Source organism: Sporosarcina ureae DSM 2281 (assembly GCF_000425545.1).
Classification (GTDB): Bacteria; Bacillota; Bacilli; order Bacillales_A; family Planococcaceae; genus Sporosarcina; species Sporosarcina ureae.
On the sequence record NZ_AUDQ01000002.1, the window covers coordinates 152284 to 172885 of the forward strand.

The window sequence follows — 20602 nt, forward strand, 5'->3', positions numbered from 1 at the left end:
AATTACTGGAGTGATGGTAGATGAATAAAACATTGAAGTGGACGATTATTGGTGGAGGAAACGGTGGACAGACGACTGCAGGACATTTAGGTATGATGGGGTTTGACGTGACGATTTACGATATATTTGAAGAAACTATTGAAGTGATCCAAGAACAAGGAGGTGTGTATCTAGAAGATGCATTAACAGGTTTTGGCACCGTGTCACGTGCGACCACTAATATAGAAGAAGCATTGACAGGCGCTGACATTGTTTTTGTGACAGTTCCCGCAACTGCTCATGCCTCTGTTGCTACATCATGTGCACCTTATTTGCAAGATGGTCAAATCGTAATTTTAAATCCTGCTGCCTCATTCGGATCTCTCATATTTAGAAAAATACTAGATGATGCAGGATGTACCGCTGAGGTTACGCTAGGAGAAACGAACACACTACTCTACGGTTGTCGTATTATAAAGCCTGGTACGACGCAAGTGTTTGGATTAAAGAATCGTATTTTAACAGCGGCGTTACCTGCAACAGAAACGGATCGAGTCGTAGCTATATTGCAAGAAGCGTTCCCACAATTTGAAGCGTGTGACAGTATACTAGTCACTAGTTTTGATAATACCAATCCTATTTTACATCCAGCTACGACCCTATTTAATATAGGAATCATTGAATCGGAACAAGAATGGCGTTTCTATGTAGATGGATTCACGCCTAGTATTGGAAAATATGTAGAGAAAATGGATGAAGAGCGATTGGCCATAGGTAAAGCGTTAGGTTTAGATTTACTATCATGCTTGAAACAGTTAGAAATCGAGTATGACGTGTTTAAAGAGACGTTAGCAGAATCCGTTAGCAGCAATCCGGTTTATCAAGACATCGGCGGACAACATACGCTAGAGACTCGCTACTTAACAGAGGATATACCGATGGGGCTAATTCCATTCATTGAACTTGGGAACATGTTAGGTCTTCCGACAATTCATATGCAAACTGCAGCGACGATGGGGCAGTTATTGTTAGGACGAAGTCTAATGGAAGACGCGCGGACGCTAAAAGCATTAGGTTTGGAAGGTATGACGGTTAAGGAGTTTTTGGAGTTTGTTCAAACAGGTCGGAAATGAGTATAAAGAAGAAAAAGGAACCTCAATTTGTAACGGGTTCAGTTCACGGGGAGAAAACGTTAAAAAGTATGGCATATGGGGACACAATTCGCACATGAATTGGCGTCCCCATTTTTGTTGTTGTATCAACGTTTAAGATGATTATAGATAGTCAATCGCATTACAATTGGTGGACAAATTAACAACAGCGCATAAATTTATGTGCCTCAGCTAATTAAGTTGTTAATATGCTTGTCAATAGGTGGGTGAAATGGTTTCCTTGAAATCAATTTTGAAATAACTGAAAACGTCGAAGGGAAAAAGGTGTTTTGTGCTAAAATAGATTATAAGAGGGTGGCTTATTAAACAAACGGGCCATTTTGTAGGAATCTATCTAATGGATGAGGTGATGATAATTTTTAAGCTAGTAAATAAAACTGCTTTTAAAAGGGCTGTAGTTTTCTTTGTTATAGCTACGATAATGACAGTATTGGGAACAGTAATAACTTACTTTGTTAATCCTGATTTAAAAGGAGTAATGGAGTCCTTTGGAAATAGTTCATCGGATCAATTGAATGAATTTACGGGGATTAAAAAAGTATGGGCATACATTGTGAATAATGGATTCATGGTGCCTTTGCAAATGTTTGTGTTGGCTTTAATTCCCATACAGTTTCTATATCTAATAAATGTAATATCAACTGCTATTCTCCCTGGTATTCTTTTTGGTGTTGTTTTGCAGTTGGATTTTATAAAAGGCATTGAGATGATTACGTCTACCCTTCCTCATTATTTTGTTGAAATTTTTGCGTTTTGTTTATTTGCAGCAGTTCTATTTAATTTAAATCGAGTCATTAGAGAAAAATTTAGAAGTGTATTCAAGAAAGATAAAGGTCAGGTTCCTCTTGCTAAGAAAGTTTTTGGCGCAATGAAAATTTACGGGGTATTAATATTACCAATGATTATTGTAGCTGCATTTTTGGAGACTTACATAGCTGATATTATATTTAACCTTTTTCAGTAATAGGTTCGACAATCGGGCGCGATTGTAAGACAACGCCGTATCAGAATCGGCCCGAATTACAGAGAAAAATAATTTTGATTGCGAACAATAACGCTTGAAAAATGATTGAAAAGTAGGGGGAATATTGGAGACTATTACCGAAAAACTAATATACGTTGCTTTATTTATTTTTATCATTCATTCTATTGAAACGCTTGCCTATGCAGTAAGGTTATCTGGGGCAAGGGTAAAGAGGATTGCCACAGCATTATCTCTTTTTAATATAATGGTAATGGTTTCAAGATTGGCGAATATGATGCAACAACCTTTTACAGGAAGTTTGATTGACAATGCTCCAAGTACTAATGGACAAGAGTTTGTAGCGACACAATTTCGCTTTCTAATAGGTGCGTCAACAGTCGGGACGATTTTCGGGATGCTTTTACTCCCTACTTTTATAGCCCTATTTTCAAGAGCAATTATTCATTTATCCGAAGAGAGGGGATCCATCCCATCTTTATTTAAAAGACTTTTTTCCTTACAGTACATAAAACGAGGCATAACACATTTCAGTTTACCGAGATTTTCATATCTAAAAGATACCGAAATCAAAGATATTCCAGTGAGGTTATTCTTAATAAATATGATAATAACAGCAATATACACTATCGGTGTGTTATCTGCTTTATATGCAGCGTTGCTTACCCCAGAACGTGCAACAACAGCAATTATGGCATCGGGTTTAATAAACGGGGTGGCCACAATACTGTTAATTATTTTCGTCGATCCAAAGGTCTCTGTCATTGCAGATGATGTAGTGAATGGAAGAGGGAATTACCAAACCCTTAAGAATATGTCATTAATGATGGTTACTTCAAGACTATTAGGAACTTTATTGGCACAAGTATTCTTTATACCAGGAGCTAAGTACATTGCTTGGTTTACGCAATTCATAGTTTGATGTGAGACTTCGTCAATCGGGTGCGATTGCTTTATAAGCGATTTTGTCTGTATCGCAATCGTGCCAAAGGTTCTTGAATAAGATATTTGTGGCAGAACGTAGAATCGAGGAAGATAAATGAAGCTTTTTAAATCTATGAATAAAAAAGAATCATTGAATTGGAAAAAGGCAGCTATACTTGGTTTTTACACGTTTCTGCTGTTACTGACTGTAAACTATATTTTTTATTTAAGGATGGATAAGGGTCTCATCTCTTCACGCTCAATCTTCTGGAGTGGCTTAGTAGTTGCTTTTGGATATGATGCTTTATTGAATATTAAAGACAAAATAAAACCTGGCTACAAGGCTCCAGGTAGTTGAATATACCTTTGCTATAAACGGGGGCGTTAACTGTACAACTGTTGCGCACCAAACGGTCTAAATTATTTTAAAAAGGACGGTGATAGAATGTCTTTAAGCTTTATATATATATTAGTGTTATCGATTTTTGTAAGTTCAGTTGGTGGCTTTATTTTTTATAAACTAAGTTATAAATTTCTGTTACCGAAAACGATTAGTTCTGTGTTAGGTGGGATATTAACTTTACTTCTAAGTTATTTATTTGTAATGATTTTTATCGAAGTAAATTTATTATATGGCGCTATAATTGCATTGGCTATATATATTTGGTTCCTCAAAATTCCAGAGAGACATTTGGAATAAAAATTATTATTAACGGGTGCGATTGCTTTATAAGCAATTTCGTCTATATCGCAATCTGGCCATTTTCATATATATGCAACTTTTTCTTTGTCTTAACGACTAACCTTTAACAGGGGGAGAAAAAATGAAGAAAATATATTTATGGGGGTAATAATTTGCACTTCATTACTAAATCTTTAGATACACTAAAGAACCGATTAGGTACAAATGGAGAAATCTTAATTTACGGAGAAAAAGGTAATTATTACGAAGGAATATGCTCATTTAATTTATCTGCAGAAGATAATGAAATATTGTACTTAGAAAAAGAAAACGGTATAAAATTGCCAGAAGACTATCGAATGCTCTTAAATTATAGTAATGGAATAAAATTATTCCAAGTGGTAATGGATAATATAAATATCGGTGGTGGACTTGAGCTTTTTTCTTTGAATGAAATTCAAGAAAATGCAGGAAATGTCCAACATCCATACTTACCAATAGGATACCTATCTGAAAATTATCTATCTATCAATATGGAGTGCGTTAAAAACAATCAACCTAACTATTTGTACCACTGTAGTTTTTTAGAAGCTATACCTCTAAATTTAAATTTGGAACTTTTTGTAGATAGATATATTATTTCACAAGGTTCTAATTTTTGGGATTGGCCAATATATACAGCTGATAATTTCTATAAGTTCGATGAATAATTTTTAATCATTTAAGACTGCCTCCAGTGAAAATGGAGAAAGTCTTATTTTTTATTACTAACCTTTGATAACATAATTTTTTCCTACATCCTTCCCTTTTCCCAAAATGAAAAGAGATATGAATTTTCAATCTGGGAGTGTGGTTCACCGCCCGCCCATAAGACACGCGTCCGGCTGCAGCGCAGATCAACGGGTTCAAAAGCTGATCTTTCTAGGGGGCGATTGTGGAACAAGTGATACGAAATTTATATTAGGAAATAAGGTAAGTAAAAAACGCACAGGCGTTAAATATTCTGTGCGTTTTTTCTTGCTTTTTCTATTGTTGATTTATGTATAAAACACATGCTAAATCGGTTGTTATTTGACTTGTTATTGTCGGTTTTCTCCCCATCAATCGAACCCGTTACTCAATTTGGGGTTCCTTTTGTTTGAAGAAAGTACTGGATCGGTACACGATTTAGAATTGTATCTGGACCTGGTATCTTAATAAAAAACCCCGCCAACTGAGAAGAATCTCAGCCAACGGGGTTTCCTTGTTATTAACGAGAGTAGAATTCAACGATCAATGCTTCGTTGATTTCAGCAGCTAATTCGCCGCGCTCTGGAAGGCGTACGAATGTACCTTTTTTCGTATCTTTATCGAAAGTTACGAAGTCTGGAACGAAGTTGTTTACTTCTAGTGCTTCTTCGATAGCAGTCAAGTTTTGAGATTTCTCACGAAGAGAGATTTCAGAACCTGGCTTTACTGCGAATGAAGGGATGTCAACGCGCTTGCCGTCTACCAAGATGTGACCGTGGTTGACTAGCTGACGAGCTGCACGACGAGTGCGTGCAAGACCCATGCGGTAAACAACGCTGTCTAGGCGAGCTTCAAGAAGGATCATGAAGTTTTCACCGTGAATACCTTGCATTTTACCAGCTTTGTTGAAAAGTGTGCGGAATTGACGTTCGTTTACTCCGTACATAAAGCGTAGTTTTTGTTTTTCTTGTAATTGCATTCCGTATTCGGAAAGTTTTTTACGTTGGTTTGGACCGTGTTGTCCTGGTGCGTATGGACGCTTTTCAATTTCTTTACCAGTGCCTGTTAGTGAGATACCTAAACGGCGTGACAGTTTCCAAGATGGACCTGTATATCGAGCCATGAGAGACTCCTCCTCTGTTGGTTTTATTTTGTTGTAAAATAAGACCAGATATGTTCAATCCATCTGCCATTCTATAATCTTGCAACTTCGCCCCTGCAGCCTCGAGGTTACGTGGTGCACCTTAAAAAAGGAATAGACTGGACAAAATAGAACACATAACTGCTGCGAATATTTTACACAAAGCATAGCATACCAATTTATTGACTATTGGTCAAGCATTTCATTTTAAGAAGATGAATTAAAAGAATGTACTCCAGTTTTTTAAAACGATAATTACTACAACAATTAGCGGATTGTTCTGGAATGTGGCGAGTGCAAAGATGTGCTCCTAACACTTCACTTTTACTCGCAAAAGCCGTTCTTCGTCACGGCTCTTCCACCTGGAACAGAAATCAACGTTTTTTAACTAGTTACAAATTTCTTTATTCAACTTATAATAGATGGAAGTTCATGCTCTTTCGTTTTTCAAACAATCGATGTACACTGTAGTAAAGCGCTTTCATTAAGACGTGAATAAGCTATAACAAGGAGGAATCAGCATGAAGACGAATAACAACTGGCACAAAGAGACGGCGATGATTCATGAAGGATATGACAGCGAGGATCATCAAGGAAGTCTGGCGGTGCCGCTGTATCAGACCTCAACCTATGTATTTGATTCGGCTGAACAAGGCGAGCGGCGTTTTGTGGGTGAAGAAGCGGGGAATATTTATTCTCGTTTAGGAAATCCGACGGTCGCGGTGCTTGAAGACCGTATTGCTAAAATGGAGGAGGGCGCAGCAGGTCTCGCATTTGCTTCCGGTATGGCAGCGGTCAGTTCGGTGCTCGTTCATTTGACGAAGGCGAATGATCATATAATTTGCTCGCGTGGGATTTATGGTTGCACATTCGGATTCTTAAAAATATTAGAAGAAAAGTATAATATTACGCATGATTTAATTTCCATGAAAACAGAACAAGAGATTGAAAAAGCGGTGAAGCCTGAGACTACATGTATATATGTAGAAACGCCAATCAATCCGACGATGGAGCTAGCTGATCTCGAAGCGGTAGTCAATGTAGCCAAGCGTCATAATTTGAAAGTGGTAGTGGATAATACATTCTGCTCACCTTATATCCAAACACCGTTGACGTTCGGCGTAGATTATGTACTTCATAGCGCGACGAAATACATTAATGGACACGGTGACGTAATTGCAGGACTGCTCGTAGGTAATGATGCAGACGAGATGGCGAAGATTCGTGGTACAGTGTTAAAAGATTTCGGTGGTATCATTTCACCTTTCGATGCGTGGCTGTTGTTACGCGGCATTAAGACATTACCTATTCGTATGGATCGACATTCAGCCAATGCCAAAATTATTTTTGACTATTTACAGAAGCACCCGAAAGTAGAAGATGTATTCTATCCGTTTGACGATCAGCATCCCCAGTATGAGATTGCGAAGAAGCAGATGAAAATGGGTGGAGGATTGATTTCCTTTACGATTAAAGGTGGAAAAGAAGATGCGCAGAAGTTGTTGAATCATTTATCGCTCGTCAAATTGGCGGTCAGTCTAGGGGACGCGGAGACGCTTATGCAGCATCCAGCGACGATGACACACTCTGCTGTGCCAAAAGAAGACCGTGAGAAGATGGGTGTGTCGGATACGTTACTACGCTTATCTGTAGGTCTAGAGCATATGGATGATATCATGGCAGACTTAGATCAAGCGTTTGAAGCGATCTGAATTGAAAAAAGCGAGCGTCCCATATCGGGGAGCTCGCTTTTTATATAGGATCTTTAATGTTACGTTTGACAACGATTATATGTGTTGATTTATATAGCATGTAGATTCTGATTGGACCTCTTTTGCCGCGGTCGTGTTCTACTGGTTGTTTCCCTTAAGCAACGCAAACCCTACCTACTTTTGCGTCCTTGCGACCCTATAGTCGCGCCAGTGATGAATAAGTGTTCCGAATAAACATCTGCAGAACGCCATTTTTTTATGTCAGATCTGTTATCAATCCCAATCAGTAACTATACATGAATGAAGATTGTTTGTCAACAAGGCTTTACACTATCAGAGTCGCAAAGTTTACAAACTATTGAAAAGGGAACTAGTAAATTAGAGCCTGTTGTTGCCTACAGGAAAATTTTTATTGGAGGGATTAGGATGAACGTAGAGATTGTAAACGAATTTCCTCATGAGTTTTTGAAGGAGCAAGCGGAGACATGTATCTCCATTTATCAACCGACCCACCGGTATCGACCTGAAAATCAACAAGACCCGATCAGATTTAAAAATTTATTACAACAAGTGCAGGAAGAGTTGTCTAAAAAACATGCAGCGAATGAAGTGAAGAGTCTACTATCGCCACTTGAGAAACTAGAAGGCGAGCGTCCTTTCTGGGCACACGCAGGAGATGGACTGGCATTGTTTGCGACGAAGGATCGTATCATAGCGTATCGTCTGCAACGTCCTGTGCCTGAATTGGCGATTGTGTCAGACAGTTTCCATATTAAACCGCTTATTCGCGTATTCCAATCTGCCGACCGTTATCATCTACTCGGCGTCAATAGACAAGAATTCAAACTTTTTGAAGGGAATCGCTATGGTATAAAGGAAGTAGAGATCCCTGAGGAATTGGCGAAAACGAAGGACGAAGCGATTGGTGATCAAGTGACGGAGTCCTATTTAGGTACTGGCAATTCAGGTGGAGCTGCTGGAGCTGCTATGATACATGGACATGGTGGTAAAAAAGATGAAATTGATATTGATATTGAGCGTTATTTCCGATATGTAGATCGAACGGTTGCGGAACATTACTCTAAACCGATGGAACTTCCTTTATATTTAGTCACGCTCTCCGAATATCAGACGCAGTTCAAAGAGTTAAGTCATAATCCACACCTACAAGCCGAAGGAATTAAGTCCGACTTTGAGGCACTTAGCCTGGAGCAACTACGTAAAATGGCTTGGGAATTAGTAGAGCCAACGTACTTACAGAAAACAAAAGACTTAGTGGAGAACTTTGAAAATGCTAAAGCGAATGATCAAGGTTCTGGAAACATCCAAGAAATTGCTAAAGCAGCAAGTGAGGATCGTATTAGACGACTTATATTGGAAGATGATTATCTGTATCCAGGTAAAATGAATCTAGGCACAGGAGAAATACAGACGAATAACCTGGAGGAATCTGCAGTGGATGACGTCCTGGATGACTTAGCAGAAATCGTCTTTAAAACCGGAGGAGAAGTAGTCGTTCTTCCGAAAGAACGGATGCCTGTAGAAACGGGTGCAGCTGCAATTTTTAGATGGTAAGAAGAAAATCCGGCCAAGAGAAATCTCTTGGTCGGATTTTACTGTTATTTTTCTTGTTCAAGTATTTCTTTAGCTGCAGTCAACGCGGTTTGTACGCGTGGAAACCCAACATACGGAATGAGTTGCATGATGCTCTCCACGATTTCCGTTCTCGTTAAACCGACTGTCAATGCGCGCTTTACATGCGTTTGGATTTGTGTAGTCGCCCCTTGTGTGACAAGCGAAGCGAGTGTTACCAATTGTCTTTGTTTACTGTCGAGTCCTGGCCGTGAATAAATTTCCCCATACGCGAACTCCACTATGTACTTCCGTAAATCAGGTGCCAATCCTTTTAATGCATCAGCTGTCATCATGCGTTCGGCCTCTTCTTCACTCACATATTCCTTGATTTTCTCTAGTCCTGCTTCAATACGTTCTGTTGACAATGAAATAACCCCCTATTTTCTTGTTGTAATATAAAGAAAGTATAGCATATTCTGATTATTGTTTTGATTTTCTGTCTGGAAATTATGTAGTTATTATCAGTTTAAAACATAATAATGGTTCAAAGGATGTGAAATTCGTCATTATTGTTTAAGGAAGGCTAAGAGTAGGTATAGATGAATAGGTCAAAAAAACAAGTATTTATGGAGGTAATGAAGAATGGATAAGTTTTTCCTAGAGAATGCAGTACAGGCTAAAAAGAAGATTGAAGAATTGGTAGCACAAGGTTACACACATGATGAGGTGTATGTTTTCGCACATAGTGAAGATCGTGAAGACAAAATTTCAGATGCACTGGATTCAGAGCAAGTAGGTATGGCCGAGATGGGCTTCCTCGATACAATGAAGAACATGTTCACATCTCGTGGCGATACATTGCGCGCGCAGATGGAGTCAATAGGTCTTTCAAAAGCAGAAGCTGAAGAAGGCGAAAGCGAACTAGACAAAGGTAGACTATTACTAGTCGCTAAAAAATAAGAAAGTAAAAAACCGGTCAGAGGATTGTATTCCTTTGACCGGTTTTATTTTTGAATACAAAACGAGTAGGACGCGTCCCCTTTGAAATGTAAATCCTGAGCTGTATCTCTATCACTTACTTTTCTTCATTAGACATTGCCTCGTAATAAGCATCCACCGGTATAAACAACCCGACCTTACCATGCGTCTCGTCATCTAGCGTAGCAAACACAATGCCGATGACCTTACCTTCTTCATTTATTACAGGACTTCCACTATTCCCTCTATAAACAGGTGCTTTTATCATGACGACAGGAATATCCCAGTCTGCTAGCTGTTTGTAGTCAATCGTGTGACCCTTATTTGCTATTCCTGAAAAGCTCAAAGGATTACCGATAAATGTAATTGGCTCATGGTCATAAAAAGTCGTTTCTTCCGCTAATGTTACGTGAGGGAGATTGGTTCCGTTCACTTCAAGTACCGCAAGATCGATGTCTGGAAACACTTTCGTGACATCTGCGGTGAATCGTTCGCCTTCAGGGAAAGAGACAATCATCGATTCATTGCCTTCTACTACATGATAATTCGTAATAATGGTACCTTGTTCATTAATGGAAAACCCTGTACCTTTAGTATTTTCTGTAGCTACGACAACTACCGCTTCTTTATATTCTGCTATTTGTGGATCTGAAGATAACTCTGACGATGCTTGTAGAAACTCCAAAGCTGGAATCGAGTATATCTGAAAGACAATGGCGAACGTGCTGAGTGCTAGAGTAGTTGCCATGATCCAAAACATCCACTTAGGGAAAGGGCGATAGGTGCGTCGGACATTTTTTTCAGCAGCTGCTTTTTCTAATGCTTCACGTTGTGCTTCGAGTACGAGATCTTGCAGTTCATCATCGTCCAAGTCTTCTTGATACGGATCTTTGCTATCCACTAGTCCCACCTCTTTCTCGTACATAGTTTACCAGATAATGAATGCGAAGGGAGCTAACCGAGTTTAGTGGGAAGATACTATATACTGTATAAATGAATAGTTCGCAAAATTTGTAACAATAGAATACGAAAATATGAATAACCGTGTGGAAATATCCCAAGATGTGATAAAAAGTTCGTTGTTTTTTAAAAAAGATGTGAATAGAAGACGAAAATGCTTTAAACATGTTACGATATACTATAATATCTAAAGTAGTCACTTTATGCGCGAAGTGTGGGATAGGGGGATCATAGTGAGATGATATACGTCATCATTCCATTAGTTATCATCATTGTTTTAACGGTGATGGCATTTCTGTCTAGGCGAAAGCATATACAAGAAATCAGTGAAATGGAACAAGAAAAATTACAAATTCAAAACGAACCAATATTCGAAGAAATGACGAAAGTAAAGCAGTTGAATATGACTGGCGAAACAGAAGAAATGTTCGAGAGATGGCGCAATAATTGGACAGAAGTAGTAGATGATCGCCTTCATAATGTAGATTTGCTTTTACTGGATGCTGAAGGGCAAGTGGATCGTTTCCGCTTTAAGAAAGCAACGGAAACAGAAAAACAAATCCGCGAAATCTTGAACGAATGTGAAAAAGAGATGCGAACGATCTTGCAGGAACTAAACGAACTGATTGGCAGTGAAGAAAGAAATCGGTTTGAAATTGAAACGGTAAAAGAACACCACCGTGCCGCGCGCAAAAAGATCTTAGCTCATCAGTACGCATTTGGACCGGCAGTGGAGCCTTTAGAAAAAGAGTGGGAATCCTTCAATCCTAGATTTGAAGAGTACGACGCACTTATCGAAAATGGTAACTACTTACAAGCGCGTGAAATTGTGATTGTATTAGGAGCAAAAGAAGAACGCTTTTCGTTTTTACTTGATGAGATCCCTGCATTACTTAATGAGTTGCAAACGAAAATACCTGCTGCTTTGCGAGAATTGCGTAAAGGGATTATTGAAATGGAAGGTCAGGAGTATTACTTAGGACACCTGAAAATGCCTTCACGTTTTGACAAAATCGAACAACAAATTGCGGATCTTCGTCAATTATTAGCACGTTTGGATGTTGAAGAAGTAGCTGCGGAAGTGAATGAAATTCATGATGAAATCGAATCGTTCTACGACGTATTGGAAGAGGAAGTGAGTTCCCGTCATTACGTAGATGAGCATTTGGATCAAATGTTGGATCTGTTTGAAGAACTTCAATATGCGATTCCAGATACGATTGAAGAAGTGAAATTCGTTCAACAAAGTTACCGTCTTGATGAGAATGAAGTCATTATTCCACAAATGGCATTGCAAAAGTTGAACGCACTGGCGAAACGAATTGAAATATTCATTGAACGTCAAGATGCGAAAAACTTGGCCTACTCAGCTCAACAAATTGAGTTGCAAGAGCTAGTGGAAGAATTGGATGCAATCTCTGAAGCACATTCCAAGTTCAGTAACCGTATCAAAAATCTTCGAATCGATGAAAATCTTGTGCGCTCACGTATTGTGACTCTTGCACAGCAACTGCAAATTGCGGATCGTAATTTACACCGTGCCAATATCCCGGGTATTCCTGATGATATGGAAGTACAGCTTGAAGAAGCGGACGAACAAATATTCATCGTGAAACAAAGTCTAGAAGAAGTGCCACTTAATATGGCGTTGGTTGAATCATATGTTCAAAAAGCAGATACAGTAGTCACGGATGTTTGTGCGAAAGCGGCAGACATGATTGAAAATGCATTGCTTGTAGAACGAATCATCCAATACGGTAACCGTTACCGTGCGTCTCATCCGGAAGTTCACGAGAAATTGTTGAAAGCTGAAGAGTCCTTCATGCAATGTCGCTACTTAAGAGCATTGGAAGAAGCAGGTACTGCGGTTGAAGAAGTTGAACCAGGAGCCTTGAAAAAGATTCAAGGTATGATTCAAGTTAAAGTATAACTATATTCCGACAAAGCCACCGGTTTTCCGGTGGCTTTGTTTCGCTCATTCATATAGAAAGGAGAGGATTACATATGTATTTTGACCATAGCGCCACGACTCAGCCGGATGAAAGAGTTCTTCGCACCTTTATGGATGCTTCTGCATCGTATTTTGCAAATCCTGCATCGCTACATGCGGAAGGAAAACGTGCAGAAAAGTTATTAGAACGTGCGCGGACACAACTGCTTGGAACGATAGGACTTGGACTGACAGAAGGAATTTTCACTTCAGGCGGGACAGAATCCAATAATCTTGCCATACTAGGTTATGTGTACGCCAATCAGCATAAAGGTCGTCATTTGATTACAACAAGTATTGAACATCCTTCTGTATTGAATGTTTTTCAAGAATTAGAAAAACAGAACTTTACTGTGGATTATTTATCTGTAGATGAAGAAGGAAGAATTTCATTGGATGAACTACAAGCGAAGTTGCAAAAAGATACAATTTTAGTTAGTATCATGCATGTTAACAATGAAATAGGTACGATTCAGCCGATAGAGGAGTGTGCAAAAATCATCCATTCATCGTCACGTGCGATGTTCCATTCTGATTGTGTGCAGAGTTTTGGAAAGTTCTCCCTTACTGACTTTACGGATGGCCCTGATCTCGTTTCATTATCCGCTCATAAAATTTATGGAATAAAAAATAGTGGATTTTTAGCGTTTCGTAAAAATATACGACTGCAGCCACTTGTCTTTGGTGGCGGACAAGAACATAAATTACGTAGTGGAACCGTATCGGTGCCACATGCGGCGGCACTTGCGAAAGCGGCTCGTTTACTCGTAGAAGAAGTGGATATGCAACAGTTCCGACACTGGCGGAATGATCTGGTGGCGTTCTTCTCAGAAATTGATGAATGCAAAGTATTGGCACCAAACGCGAGCGCACCGTATATATTATCCGTCGCATTTGCACAGATTACGGGGGAGATTGCGATTAACTTCCTGCAACAGCAAGGATTGATCGTTTCGACTTCTAGTGCATGTTCTTCGAAGAATTCGGATGTTAGCCATGTAATAGAAGCCATTCAAGTTCCGCAAGAGTTTGAAAAAGGCGTCATTAGAATTAGCTTAGGTAAAAATCAAACAATAGAAGAAATCGAACAATTGAAAGTAGCGGTTCGTCAATTAGTCGAGCTGATCAGAAAAGGAGTGGGGAAATGAACTGGAATACCATTTTAATTCGATATGGTGAAATGTCGCTTAAGGGAAAAAATAAGAGTAAATTTATCCGTAAACTGAAAGCGAATATAAAAGCGGCTTTGTCCGATTTAGGAACGGTTACGATGCGTGCAGAACGTGACCGGATGTTCATTTATACAGAAAAACCGGAAGAACTGGATCGTGCAATTGAAATATTGCCGTCGATTTTTGGCATTCAATCATTCAGCCCAATCGTAATTTGTGCACCTACATTAGAAGACATTAAAGAAACATCATTAAAAGTTCTTGGCAAAACGGAGACTGCTGGCAAGACATTTAAAGTAGACGTCAAACGTGCAGACAAACGTTTCCCGCTCAATACAGGAGAATTGCAACAAGAATTGGGCGGTCATGTATTGAGAGTGTTCCCTGATTTAATCGTCCAAATGAAGAAACCTGAAATTTTATTGTATGTAGAGATCCAGCATGAAGCGGCTTATATCTCTTCACACACATATAAGGGAGCAGGTGGCATGCCTGTTGGCTCGAATGGCCATTCGTTGCTATTGTTATCAGGAGGAATAGACAGTCCGGTAGCGGGCTATATGATGATGAAACGCGGCGTGTCCTTTGATGCCATTCACTTTGCTAGTCCACCGTTCACAAGCGATTTGGCTATAGAGAAAGTAGAAGACATTGTGAGACAGCTAACAAAATTTGGGGCAGTCATTCGCTTGCATGTGATTCCGTTTACGGAGTTGCAACAAACAATTGTTAAACAAGTTCCAAGCAACTTGTCCATGACCACGACAAGAAGAATGATGATGAAAGTTGCCGAACAAGTACGAAAAGACACGAATTCACTTGGCCTGATCACAGGTGACAGCCTTGGACAAGTAGCAAGTCAGACGCTCGAGAGTATAACGGCTATTAACGAAGTGACGAATACACCGATCTTGCGTCCGCTCATCGCAATGGACAAATTAGAGATCATTCAGATCGCTGAAAAGATTGGGACATACGATATTTCCATCCGTCCATACGACGATTGCTGTACCGTATTCACGCCACCGAGTAATAAAACGAAGCCGCAAGTCGAGAAAGTCGCGTACTACGAAAGCTTCCAGGAGTTTGACGACATGGTAGCAGAAGTCGCTAGTCAGCGTGTAACGACCATTCCGAGCAAGCAGACGAAAGAGGACTTCGAAGACTTGTTGTAAAGAAAATATTACCTATTACCTTCCTTGCATGATATTTTGAAAAGTGACCATTCTAATGTCACAAGGAGGTGAACAACATGCCAAACAACAACAGCTCAAACCAATTGTTAGTTCCCGGAGTACAACAGGCTCTTAACCAAATGAAGGAAGAAATTGCTTCTGAATTTGGAGTACAACTTGGACCAGATGCTTCATCGCGTGCCAACGGATCCGTCGGCGGAGAAATTACAAAGCGATTAGTGCGTCAGGCTCAGTCACAAATGAACGGTTATACTAAGTAAATTGTAAGTCACGGGATGCCTCAGAAGCCACAATGCTTCTGGGGCATCTTTTTTAATTGGTTTAAGTTCAAGCTCAAAGTCAAAGTGGGACAGACTGTGTAAGTTTAAAGTAAGTACGAGGGGATGGATATTGATCGCTTATTGGCGCTAGTATGTGATCGGTTGTTGTGTTTTAAACTTTTTTATTACAAGTTCAAATTCAAGTAACCACAATCCTACCTTCAATGTACAATGATCAGTATTTCCTTCTTACATTGCAGGGATTCGTGCGTAGGAGTCGCCCCTTTGAAGTATAAATCCACTCACGTTTCCCAGTTCAGCCTATCCTTTATCTTTCATTCCTTCACCATGTTAAAAAACCTCATACTATACATATCCGAACAGTATAATGGAAAAAAGTATATAAAGTTTTGAAATTTCACCATTCTATTTGTATACTTGTAGTATTACATAAAAGGGGGAATGGAAATGAACCGAGAAGAACTACTTGCGCCAGCACGCTACAATATTGTTTCGGAATTCGAAAAATATGCAACGGGTGATGGCAGAAAAGCATTAATTTATGTAGATGCGCAAAATCAGGAACAACAAGTAACGTACGACGAACTTATCCAAGCAGCTAACCGAACAGCAAACGTTCTGACGTCGACTGGCCTGAAAAAAGGTGATGTAGTGCTTGTGATGGTGCCGCGTATGATCGAAGCGTATGTGACATACATTGGTGCACTAAAGGCAGGACTTGTTGTAATCCCTAGTTCTGAAATGCTACGTTCCTCCGAAACTGAGTATCGCATTGAACACAGTAACGCAAAAGCGATCATCGCATTTGATGCTTTCACCGATCAACTTGAACATGTAGAAAATCTAGATAAAGTAACAGTCTATATTATCGGAGAAGCAAAAGAAGGGGAAGTATCCCTGACTGCACTAGAAAAAAAATGCTTCTTCAGAGTTTACCGCTTGTGATACGGCTAGTGATGATATGGCGTTTCTATCGTATACGTCTGGTACGACTGGCAAGCCTAAAGGTGTAGTCCATACACATGGCTGGGGATATGCCCACTTGCGGACAACCGCTCCAAACTGGTTAGGTATTGAAGAACACGATATTGTGTGGGCTACAGCGGCACCCGGGTGGCAAAAGTGGATTTGGACACCGTTCTTATCGGTTCTAGGAAGTGGTGCGGTAGGTTTTGTCTACGGCGGCAAATTTGACGTGAACAGATACTTACAGTTTCTGGATGAATACCAAGTCAATGTTCTTTGTTGTACGCCGACTGAATACCGATTTATTGCAAAAGCTGAGGATTTAGATGAGTTTTCATTAGCCTCCTTGAAAAGTGCTGTCTCAGCAGGAGAGCCATTAAATCGTGGAATCATTGATATTTTCGAAAGACGGTTCTCGCTTTCTGTTCGTGATGGATATGGACAAACAGAGAACACGCTACTTGTCGGTACAATGATTGGTATGGAGCCGCGTCCTGGCTCAATGGGTAAACCTACACCAGGAAATATCGTCGAAGTCGTTAATGATGAAGGTAAACCGGCAGGCGTAGGTGTAGTAGGCGATATTGCTGTTCATAAATCAACGCCAGCGCTATTTCATGAGTATTTAAATGATCCTGAACGCACGAAGATGCAATTTAGAGGGGATTATTATATTACTGGTGACCGTGCTAAAAAAGATGAGGATGGGTATTTCTGGTTTGAAGGCCGAGGCGATGATATTATTGTGAGCTCGGGTTATACGATTGGACCATTCGAAGTGGAAGATGCGTTGATTAAGCATCCGGCAGTTCGTGAGTGCGCAGTAGTAGCAAGCCCTGATCCTGAACGCGGAAATGTTGTGAAGGCATTTGTCGTCTTACGTAATGACACGACAGAATCGACCGAGAAACTCGTAAAAGAGTTGCAAAATCATGTCAAAGAATTGACGGCGCCTTATAAATATCCCCGGAAGATTGAGTTTTTAGAAGAGTTGCCTAAAACATCTTCAGGCAAAATCATGCGTGTTGAATTGCGCAAAAAAGAACAAAATCAAAAATGACATTGTAGTAAGGCTATAAAAAGGACTGTCAAGAGTCGTTTTGTACCGACATTTGATAGTCCTTTTCGTATTAATTCAGAAAAATGTACGTTGAACTTTTTCGAAAAATGAGTTATCTGGAAGTTTTGCGGTACGAATGATTTTGTTGCTTAGTCGAGCTTCTACTTGTTCTACTTGTTTGATACCGAGTGCTTCATTATCTGCTGCAATGGAAGGAAATTCATTGCCTTCTTGTTGGATATTGAGTGTCAACATTCGTTCATTACTTAGGATGAACGACGTGCCGAGTGTACGGTATCGATTATTATTAACCGAAGCAAGCTCTGTCACTTGGAAAGAAGGTAACCGCGGATCAATTACAGCGCCTTTGACGGATTTATTATACGCTGTACTACCTGTTGGCGTGGAGATGATCATACCGTCGCCAAGAAACGTTTCGAACAATAAATCATCGATGAAAATATCCATGACAAATGTGCGGATGATTGTAGAACGTATGCTGAATTCATTCAGGCAGAAGAACGGGTTCTGTTGATTGATCGTCACTTCGAGAAGGGGGTAATGACGTTCTTCAATCGTTGTTTGCCGTAATGTTTCTGTTAGGGAGCTGATATCATCGTATTGGAAATCACAATATACACCGTGTGCTCCTTTTACAGATGCTCCGAGATACAGAACATCCTGACGGAAATCAGTTTTACGAACAGCTTGAAGAAATGTCCCGTCACTGCCGATACTGATGACCACATTGGCTTCGGTATGATCTTCTGTTAGTTTGAAGCCTTCTTTTTTAAGACGTTGGGCAATAAAATGTTTCTTGTGGGCCGTGTCTTCGTCTAAACGGCTGAAAAGAAAAATAGTATGTAGAGAAGTCATTTGAATCGTCTCCTTTTTCAGTTAATAGAATAAGTGTAGCATGAATGAAACATTTGGACGATTAGGAACGTATAGGTAGATGTGGACAAAGGAGGAATTTTAATTATGAATGCAAAAAGATGGATTGCTGTAGCGGTAACTGCCACATTGATAATTGTGTCGGTTGGTATTAACGCGATGTCGTGGGTGTTCACAAGAGACTGGAACAGTTTCGTCAACGAAATCAATTTGATGGAAACCCAAGTACAAGAAACAGTAGTAGAAGATGGAAGTGTCAATGAGCGAATTGCGGTACTGACAGTAGATGGTGTCATACAAGATGTTGGTGAAGCTACTATTTTTAGTGGTGCGGAATACAACCACAAACAATTTTTGACGCAGCTAAATGAATTGTCGAATGACGAAACGGTGAAGGGAATTGTTCTTTCTGTTAATTCACCAGGTGGCGGTGTATTGGAATCATCGGATATTTATGACGCGATTACAGAAATTCAGGAATCGAAAGAAATTCCGGTTTACGTCGCAATGGGCGGCATGGCGGCTTCAGGCGGCTATTATATTTCAGCTCCTGCAGATAAAATTTATGTGCATCCAGAAACATTGACTGGTTCGATCGGTGTCATCATGCAATCGGTTAACTACGGAAAATTGGCTGAGAAATACGGTGTGGAATTCCCGACGATCAAGTCAGGTCCTTATAAAGACATGATGAGCCCGACTCGAGATATGAAGCCTGAAGAACGTGCGATGCTACAGGAAATGATTGATGATTCGTATAAACGTTTCGTTGATATTATTGTAGAAGGACGCGGTATGTCAGAAGCAGCTGTACGTAAAGTAGCGGATGGGCGTGTCATGAATGGCCGTCAAGCGATTGAAGCGGGGCTTGCGGATGACTACGGTAAGTTACCAGCGGTTATTTCTGCCATGAAAGAAGATTATCATTTAGAGAAAGCAGAAGTATTCGAATATGGAATGCCTACTAATTTAAAAGCTATTCTGTCCATGAAAGCGCATGATGTATTCAATGGAGATGTAGAATCACAAATTATGAAAAAATTACTGACTGAAAATACAGCACCACGCATGATGTATTTATACGGTGAATAACAAGGAGGGAAACGATCATGACGAATGAACTGCTAGATACGCAACCAACCGTGCGACTTGAACAGGCGCTCGTGCCAAAATATGCAGGCTTCTGGATCAGACTATGGGCATTTTTAATCGACATGCTGATTCTTTCGGCAATTAGCGGCATCTTTGTCAAGCCGGTGTTCCGCGTACTCGATATAGCGATCACCAAGCCCTCTGCCTTTTTATTCAGTCCGTATAAAGTGACGGCACTTGTTTTGTTATTGCTGTATTTTATTTTGATGACAAAAATAGCGGGGCAGACCGTAGGAAAAATGATCATGGGAATTCGAGTGTTGAAATCAAACGGCGAGAAATTAAGCTGGGGCTCAGTTATTTTTAGAGAAGGATTCGGTCGTTTCATTTCACAAATGCTATGGATTCCGTATTTGCTGGTCTTGTTCTTACCGCAGAAGAAAACACTTCATGATGTCTTTGCTGACACGGTTGTGGTGCATGAACGTACATTTGAGAGAAAAGAAGTACAGAAAGTTATTCATCCCGAACACCATCAGTTGCATGAAGACCCTACGGTTTAGTACACTAGTTTAAAAGGAGTGGTTAAGTATGGTACAAGTTACATTCAAAGATAATCCGATTCATCTGTTAGGTTCAGAAGTGAAAGTTGGAGATCAGGCACCAAGCTTCACAGTGCTTGCGAATGATTTGAAACCTGTTACACTTGATGATTCAAAAGGGAAAGTGCGTTTGATCAGTGTTGTGCCTTCTGTTGATACAGGTGTATGTTCCATTCAGACTAAGCGTTTCAACGAAGAAGCAACATCGCTTGGGGAGGATGTGGAAGTCATGACGATTTCTTGTGATCTTCCGTTTGCACAAGGACGTTGGAAAGAGAATGAGAATGTGGAAAACTTACACTTATACTCCGATCATCGTGATCTTTCATTTGGTAAAGCGTTCGGTACGGCGATTGAGGAATTACGATTATTGACTCGTTCGATCTTTGTTGTCGATCGTGATGGTAAAGTCACACACGTTGAGTATGTGAGTGAAGCGACTGACCACCCGGACTATGATGCAGCAATCAAAGCAGTGAAAGAACTGAATTAATTTAAAAAAACCCACCTGCACA

19 protein-coding genes and 1 pseudogene are annotated in these 20602 nt (G+C 40.0%); 16 read left to right on the top strand and 4 right to left on the bottom strand.

Annotation, left to right across the window (positions count from 1 at the left end; genetic code table 11):
• Positions 1–20 precede the first annotated feature (20 nt).
• The 5 genes from H605_RS0103125 (at position 21) to H605_RS0103155 (ending at position 4449) form a co-directional block, all read left to right on the top strand.
• Complete coding sequence (locus tag H605_RS0103125; protein ID WP_029052857.1) at positions 21–1112, top strand: NAD/NADP-dependent octopine/nopaline dehydrogenase family protein; 1092 nt, start codon at positions 21–23, stop codon at positions 1110–1112.
• Positions 1113–1488: 376 nt separating this feature from the next.
• Positions 1489–2115: a stage II sporulation protein M gene (locus H605_RS0103135; protein ID WP_081657835.1), complete on the top strand. Its 627-nt coding sequence runs from the start codon at positions 1489–1491 to the stop codon at positions 2113–2115.
• A gap of 124 nt (positions 2116–2239) precedes the next feature.
• Positions 2240–3055, top strand: a complete 816-nt coding sequence (locus H605_RS0103140) for a lipid II flippase Amj family protein (protein WP_029052859.1) — start codon at positions 2240–2242, stop codon at positions 3053–3055.
• A gap of 135 nt (positions 3056–3190) precedes the next feature.
• On the top strand, positions 3191–3415 hold the full coding sequence (locus tag H605_RS0103145; RefSeq protein ID WP_232321241.1) for a hypothetical protein: 225 nt from the start codon (positions 3191–3193) through the stop codon (positions 3413–3415).
• Positions 3416–3912: 497 nt separating this feature from the next.
• Positions 3913–4449 (top strand): SMI1/KNR4 family protein, encoded by a 537-nt coding sequence (locus tag H605_RS0103155; RefSeq protein WP_037561515.1) that lies wholly within the window; start codon positions 3913–3915, stop codon positions 4447–4449.
• A gap of 539 nt (positions 4450–4988) precedes the next feature.
• On the opposite strand, the gene rpsD is transcribed toward H605_RS0103155, so the two are convergent.
• Entirely contained in the window at positions 4989–5591 is a 603-nt protein-coding gene (gene rpsD, locus H605_RS0103160) for a 30S ribosomal protein S4 (protein ID WP_029052863.1), read from the bottom strand.
• Between the two features lie 539 nt (positions 5592–6130).
• Between rpsD and megL the strand changes: the two genes are divergently transcribed.
• Together megL and H605_RS0103170 are read left to right on the top strand one after the other, a co-directional pair.
• Positions 6131–7321, top strand: coding sequence for a methionine gamma-lyase (gene megL / locus H605_RS0103165; RefSeq protein WP_029052864.1), 1191 nt, complete (start codon positions 6131–6133; stop codon positions 7319–7321).
• A 426-nt stretch (positions 7322–7747) separates the two neighbouring features.
• Positions 7748–8896, top strand: a complete 1149-nt coding sequence (locus H605_RS0103170) for a baeRF3 domain-containing protein (protein WP_029052865.1) — start codon at positions 7748–7750, stop codon at positions 8894–8896.
• A 44-nt stretch (positions 8897–8940) separates the two neighbouring features.
• Here the strand turns inward: H605_RS0103170 and H605_RS0103175 are convergent, their stop codons facing one another.
• On the bottom strand, positions 8941–9321 hold the full coding sequence (locus H605_RS0103175; protein ID WP_029052866.1) for a carboxymuconolactone decarboxylase family protein: 381 nt from the start codon (positions 9319–9321) through the stop codon (positions 8941–8943).
• 217 nt (positions 9322–9538) lie between these two features.
• Between H605_RS0103175 and H605_RS0103180 the strand changes: the two genes are divergently transcribed.
• Entirely contained in the window at positions 9539–9856 is a 318-nt protein-coding gene (locus tag H605_RS0103180; RefSeq protein ID WP_029052867.1) for a YflT domain-containing protein, read from the top strand.
• Positions 9857–9971: 115 nt separating this feature from the next.
• On the opposite strand, the gene H605_RS0103185 is transcribed toward H605_RS0103180, so the two are convergent.
• A complete protein-coding gene (locus tag H605_RS0103185) occupies positions 9972–10775 on the bottom strand; it encodes a S1C family serine protease (protein WP_081657836.1) in 804 nt (267 codons plus the stop codon).
• A gap of 297 nt (positions 10776–11072) precedes the next feature.
• On the opposite strand from H605_RS0103185, the gene ezrA reads away from it, so the two are divergent.
• From ezrA to mbcS, 5 genes and pseudogenes are all read left to right on the top strand, one after another.
• Positions 11073–12764 (top strand): septation ring formation regulator EzrA, encoded by a 1692-nt coding sequence (gene ezrA / locus H605_RS0103190; RefSeq protein WP_029052869.1) that lies wholly within the window; start codon positions 11073–11075, stop codon positions 12762–12764.
• Between the two features lie 74 nt (positions 12765–12838).
• Entirely contained in the window at positions 12839–13972 is a 1134-nt protein-coding gene (locus tag H605_RS0103195) for a cysteine desulfurase family protein (protein ID WP_029052870.1), read from the top strand.
• Positions 13969–15171, top strand: coding sequence for a tRNA uracil 4-sulfurtransferase ThiI (gene thiI / locus H605_RS0103200; RefSeq protein WP_029052871.1), 1203 nt, complete (start codon positions 13969–13971; stop codon positions 15169–15171). Before H605_RS0103195 ends, thiI begins: the two co-directional genes overlap by 4 nt.
• A 77-nt stretch (positions 15172–15248) precedes the next feature.
• On the top strand, positions 15249–15452 hold the full coding sequence (locus tag H605_RS0103205) for an alpha/beta-type small acid-soluble spore protein (protein ID WP_029052872.1): 204 nt from the start codon (positions 15249–15251) through the stop codon (positions 15450–15452).
• Positions 15453–15920: 468 nt separating this feature from the next.
• Positions 15921–17499 (top strand): annotated as a pseudogene (mbcS, locus tag H605_RS17325) (acyl-CoA synthetase MbcS).
• A 75-nt stretch (positions 17500–17574) separates the two neighbouring features.
• On the opposite strand, the gene H605_RS0103215 reads toward mbcS, so the two are convergent.
• Entirely contained in the window at positions 17575–18375 is an 801-nt protein-coding gene (locus H605_RS0103215; RefSeq protein WP_029052873.1) for an NAD kinase, read from the bottom strand.
• A gap of 105 nt (positions 18376–18480) precedes the next feature.
• Here H605_RS0103215 and sppA point away from each other — a divergent pair, with 105 nt between their 5' ends.
• The 3 genes from sppA to tpx are packed head-to-tail and all read left to right on the top strand — an operon-like array spanning position 18481 to position 20580.
• Positions 18481–19485, top strand: coding sequence for a signal peptide peptidase SppA (gene sppA, locus H605_RS0103220; RefSeq protein ID WP_029052874.1), 1005 nt, complete (start codon positions 18481–18483; stop codon positions 19483–19485).
• Between the two features lie 17 nt (positions 19486–19502).
• Positions 19503–20048, top strand: coding sequence for an RDD family protein (locus H605_RS0103225; RefSeq protein ID WP_232321240.1), 546 nt, complete (start codon positions 19503–19505; stop codon positions 20046–20048).
• 28 nt (positions 20049–20076) lie between these two features.
• Positions 20077–20580: a thiol peroxidase gene (gene tpx / locus H605_RS0103230; RefSeq protein WP_029052876.1), complete on the top strand. Its 504-nt coding sequence runs from the start codon at positions 20077–20079 to the stop codon at positions 20578–20580.
• Positions 20581–20602 lie beyond the last annotated feature (22 nt).

What these genes read in the sequence shown, in the direction of transcription:
- H605_RS0103125 (WP_029052857.1), top strand. Translation starts at nt 21, where the DNA reads ATGAATAAAACATTGAAGTGGACGATTATTGGTGGAGGAAACGGTGGA.
- H605_RS0103135 (WP_081657835.1), top strand. Translation starts at nt 1,489, where the DNA reads ATGGATGAGGTGATGATAATTTTTAAGCTAGTAAATAAAACTGCTTTT.
- H605_RS0103145 (WP_232321241.1), top strand. Translation starts at nt 3,191, where the DNA reads ATGAATAAAAAAGAATCATTGAATTGGAAAAAGGCAGCTATACTTGGT.
- rpsD (WP_029052863.1), bottom strand. Translation starts at nt 5,591, where the DNA reads ATGGCTCGATATACAGGTCCATCTTGGAAACTGTCACGCCGTTTAGGT.
- megL (WP_029052864.1), top strand. Translation starts at nt 6,131, where the DNA reads ATGAAGACGAATAACAACTGGCACAAAGAGACGGCGATGATTCATGAA.
- H605_RS0103170 (WP_029052865.1), top strand. Translation starts at nt 7,748, where the DNA reads ATGAACGTAGAGATTGTAAACGAATTTCCTCATGAGTTTTTGAAGGAG.
- H605_RS0103180 (WP_029052867.1), top strand. Translation starts at nt 9,539, where the DNA reads ATGGATAAGTTTTTCCTAGAGAATGCAGTACAGGCTAAAAAGAAGATT.
- ezrA (WP_029052869.1), top strand. Translation starts at nt 11,073, where the DNA reads ATGATATACGTCATCATTCCATTAGTTATCATCATTGTTTTAACGGTG.
- H605_RS0103195 (WP_029052870.1), top strand. Translation starts at nt 12,839, where the DNA reads ATGTATTTTGACCATAGCGCCACGACTCAGCCGGATGAAAGAGTTCTT.
- thiI (WP_029052871.1), top strand. Translation starts at nt 13,969, where the DNA reads ATGAACTGGAATACCATTTTAATTCGATATGGTGAAATGTCGCTTAAG.
- H605_RS0103205 (WP_029052872.1), top strand. Translation starts at nt 15,249, where the DNA reads ATGCCAAACAACAACAGCTCAAACCAATTGTTAGTTCCCGGAGTACAA.
- H605_RS0103215 (WP_029052873.1), bottom strand. Translation starts at nt 18,375, where the DNA reads ATGACTTCTCTACATACTATTTTTCTTTTCAGCCGTTTAGACGAAGAC.
- sppA (WP_029052874.1), top strand. Translation starts at nt 18,481, where the DNA reads ATGAATGCAAAAAGATGGATTGCTGTAGCGGTAACTGCCACATTGATA.
- H605_RS0103225 (WP_232321240.1), top strand. Translation starts at nt 19,503, where the DNA reads ATGACGAATGAACTGCTAGATACGCAACCAACCGTGCGACTTGAACAG.
- tpx (WP_029052876.1), top strand. Translation starts at nt 20,077, where the DNA reads ATGGTACAAGTTACATTCAAAGATAATCCGATTCATCTGTTAGGTTCA.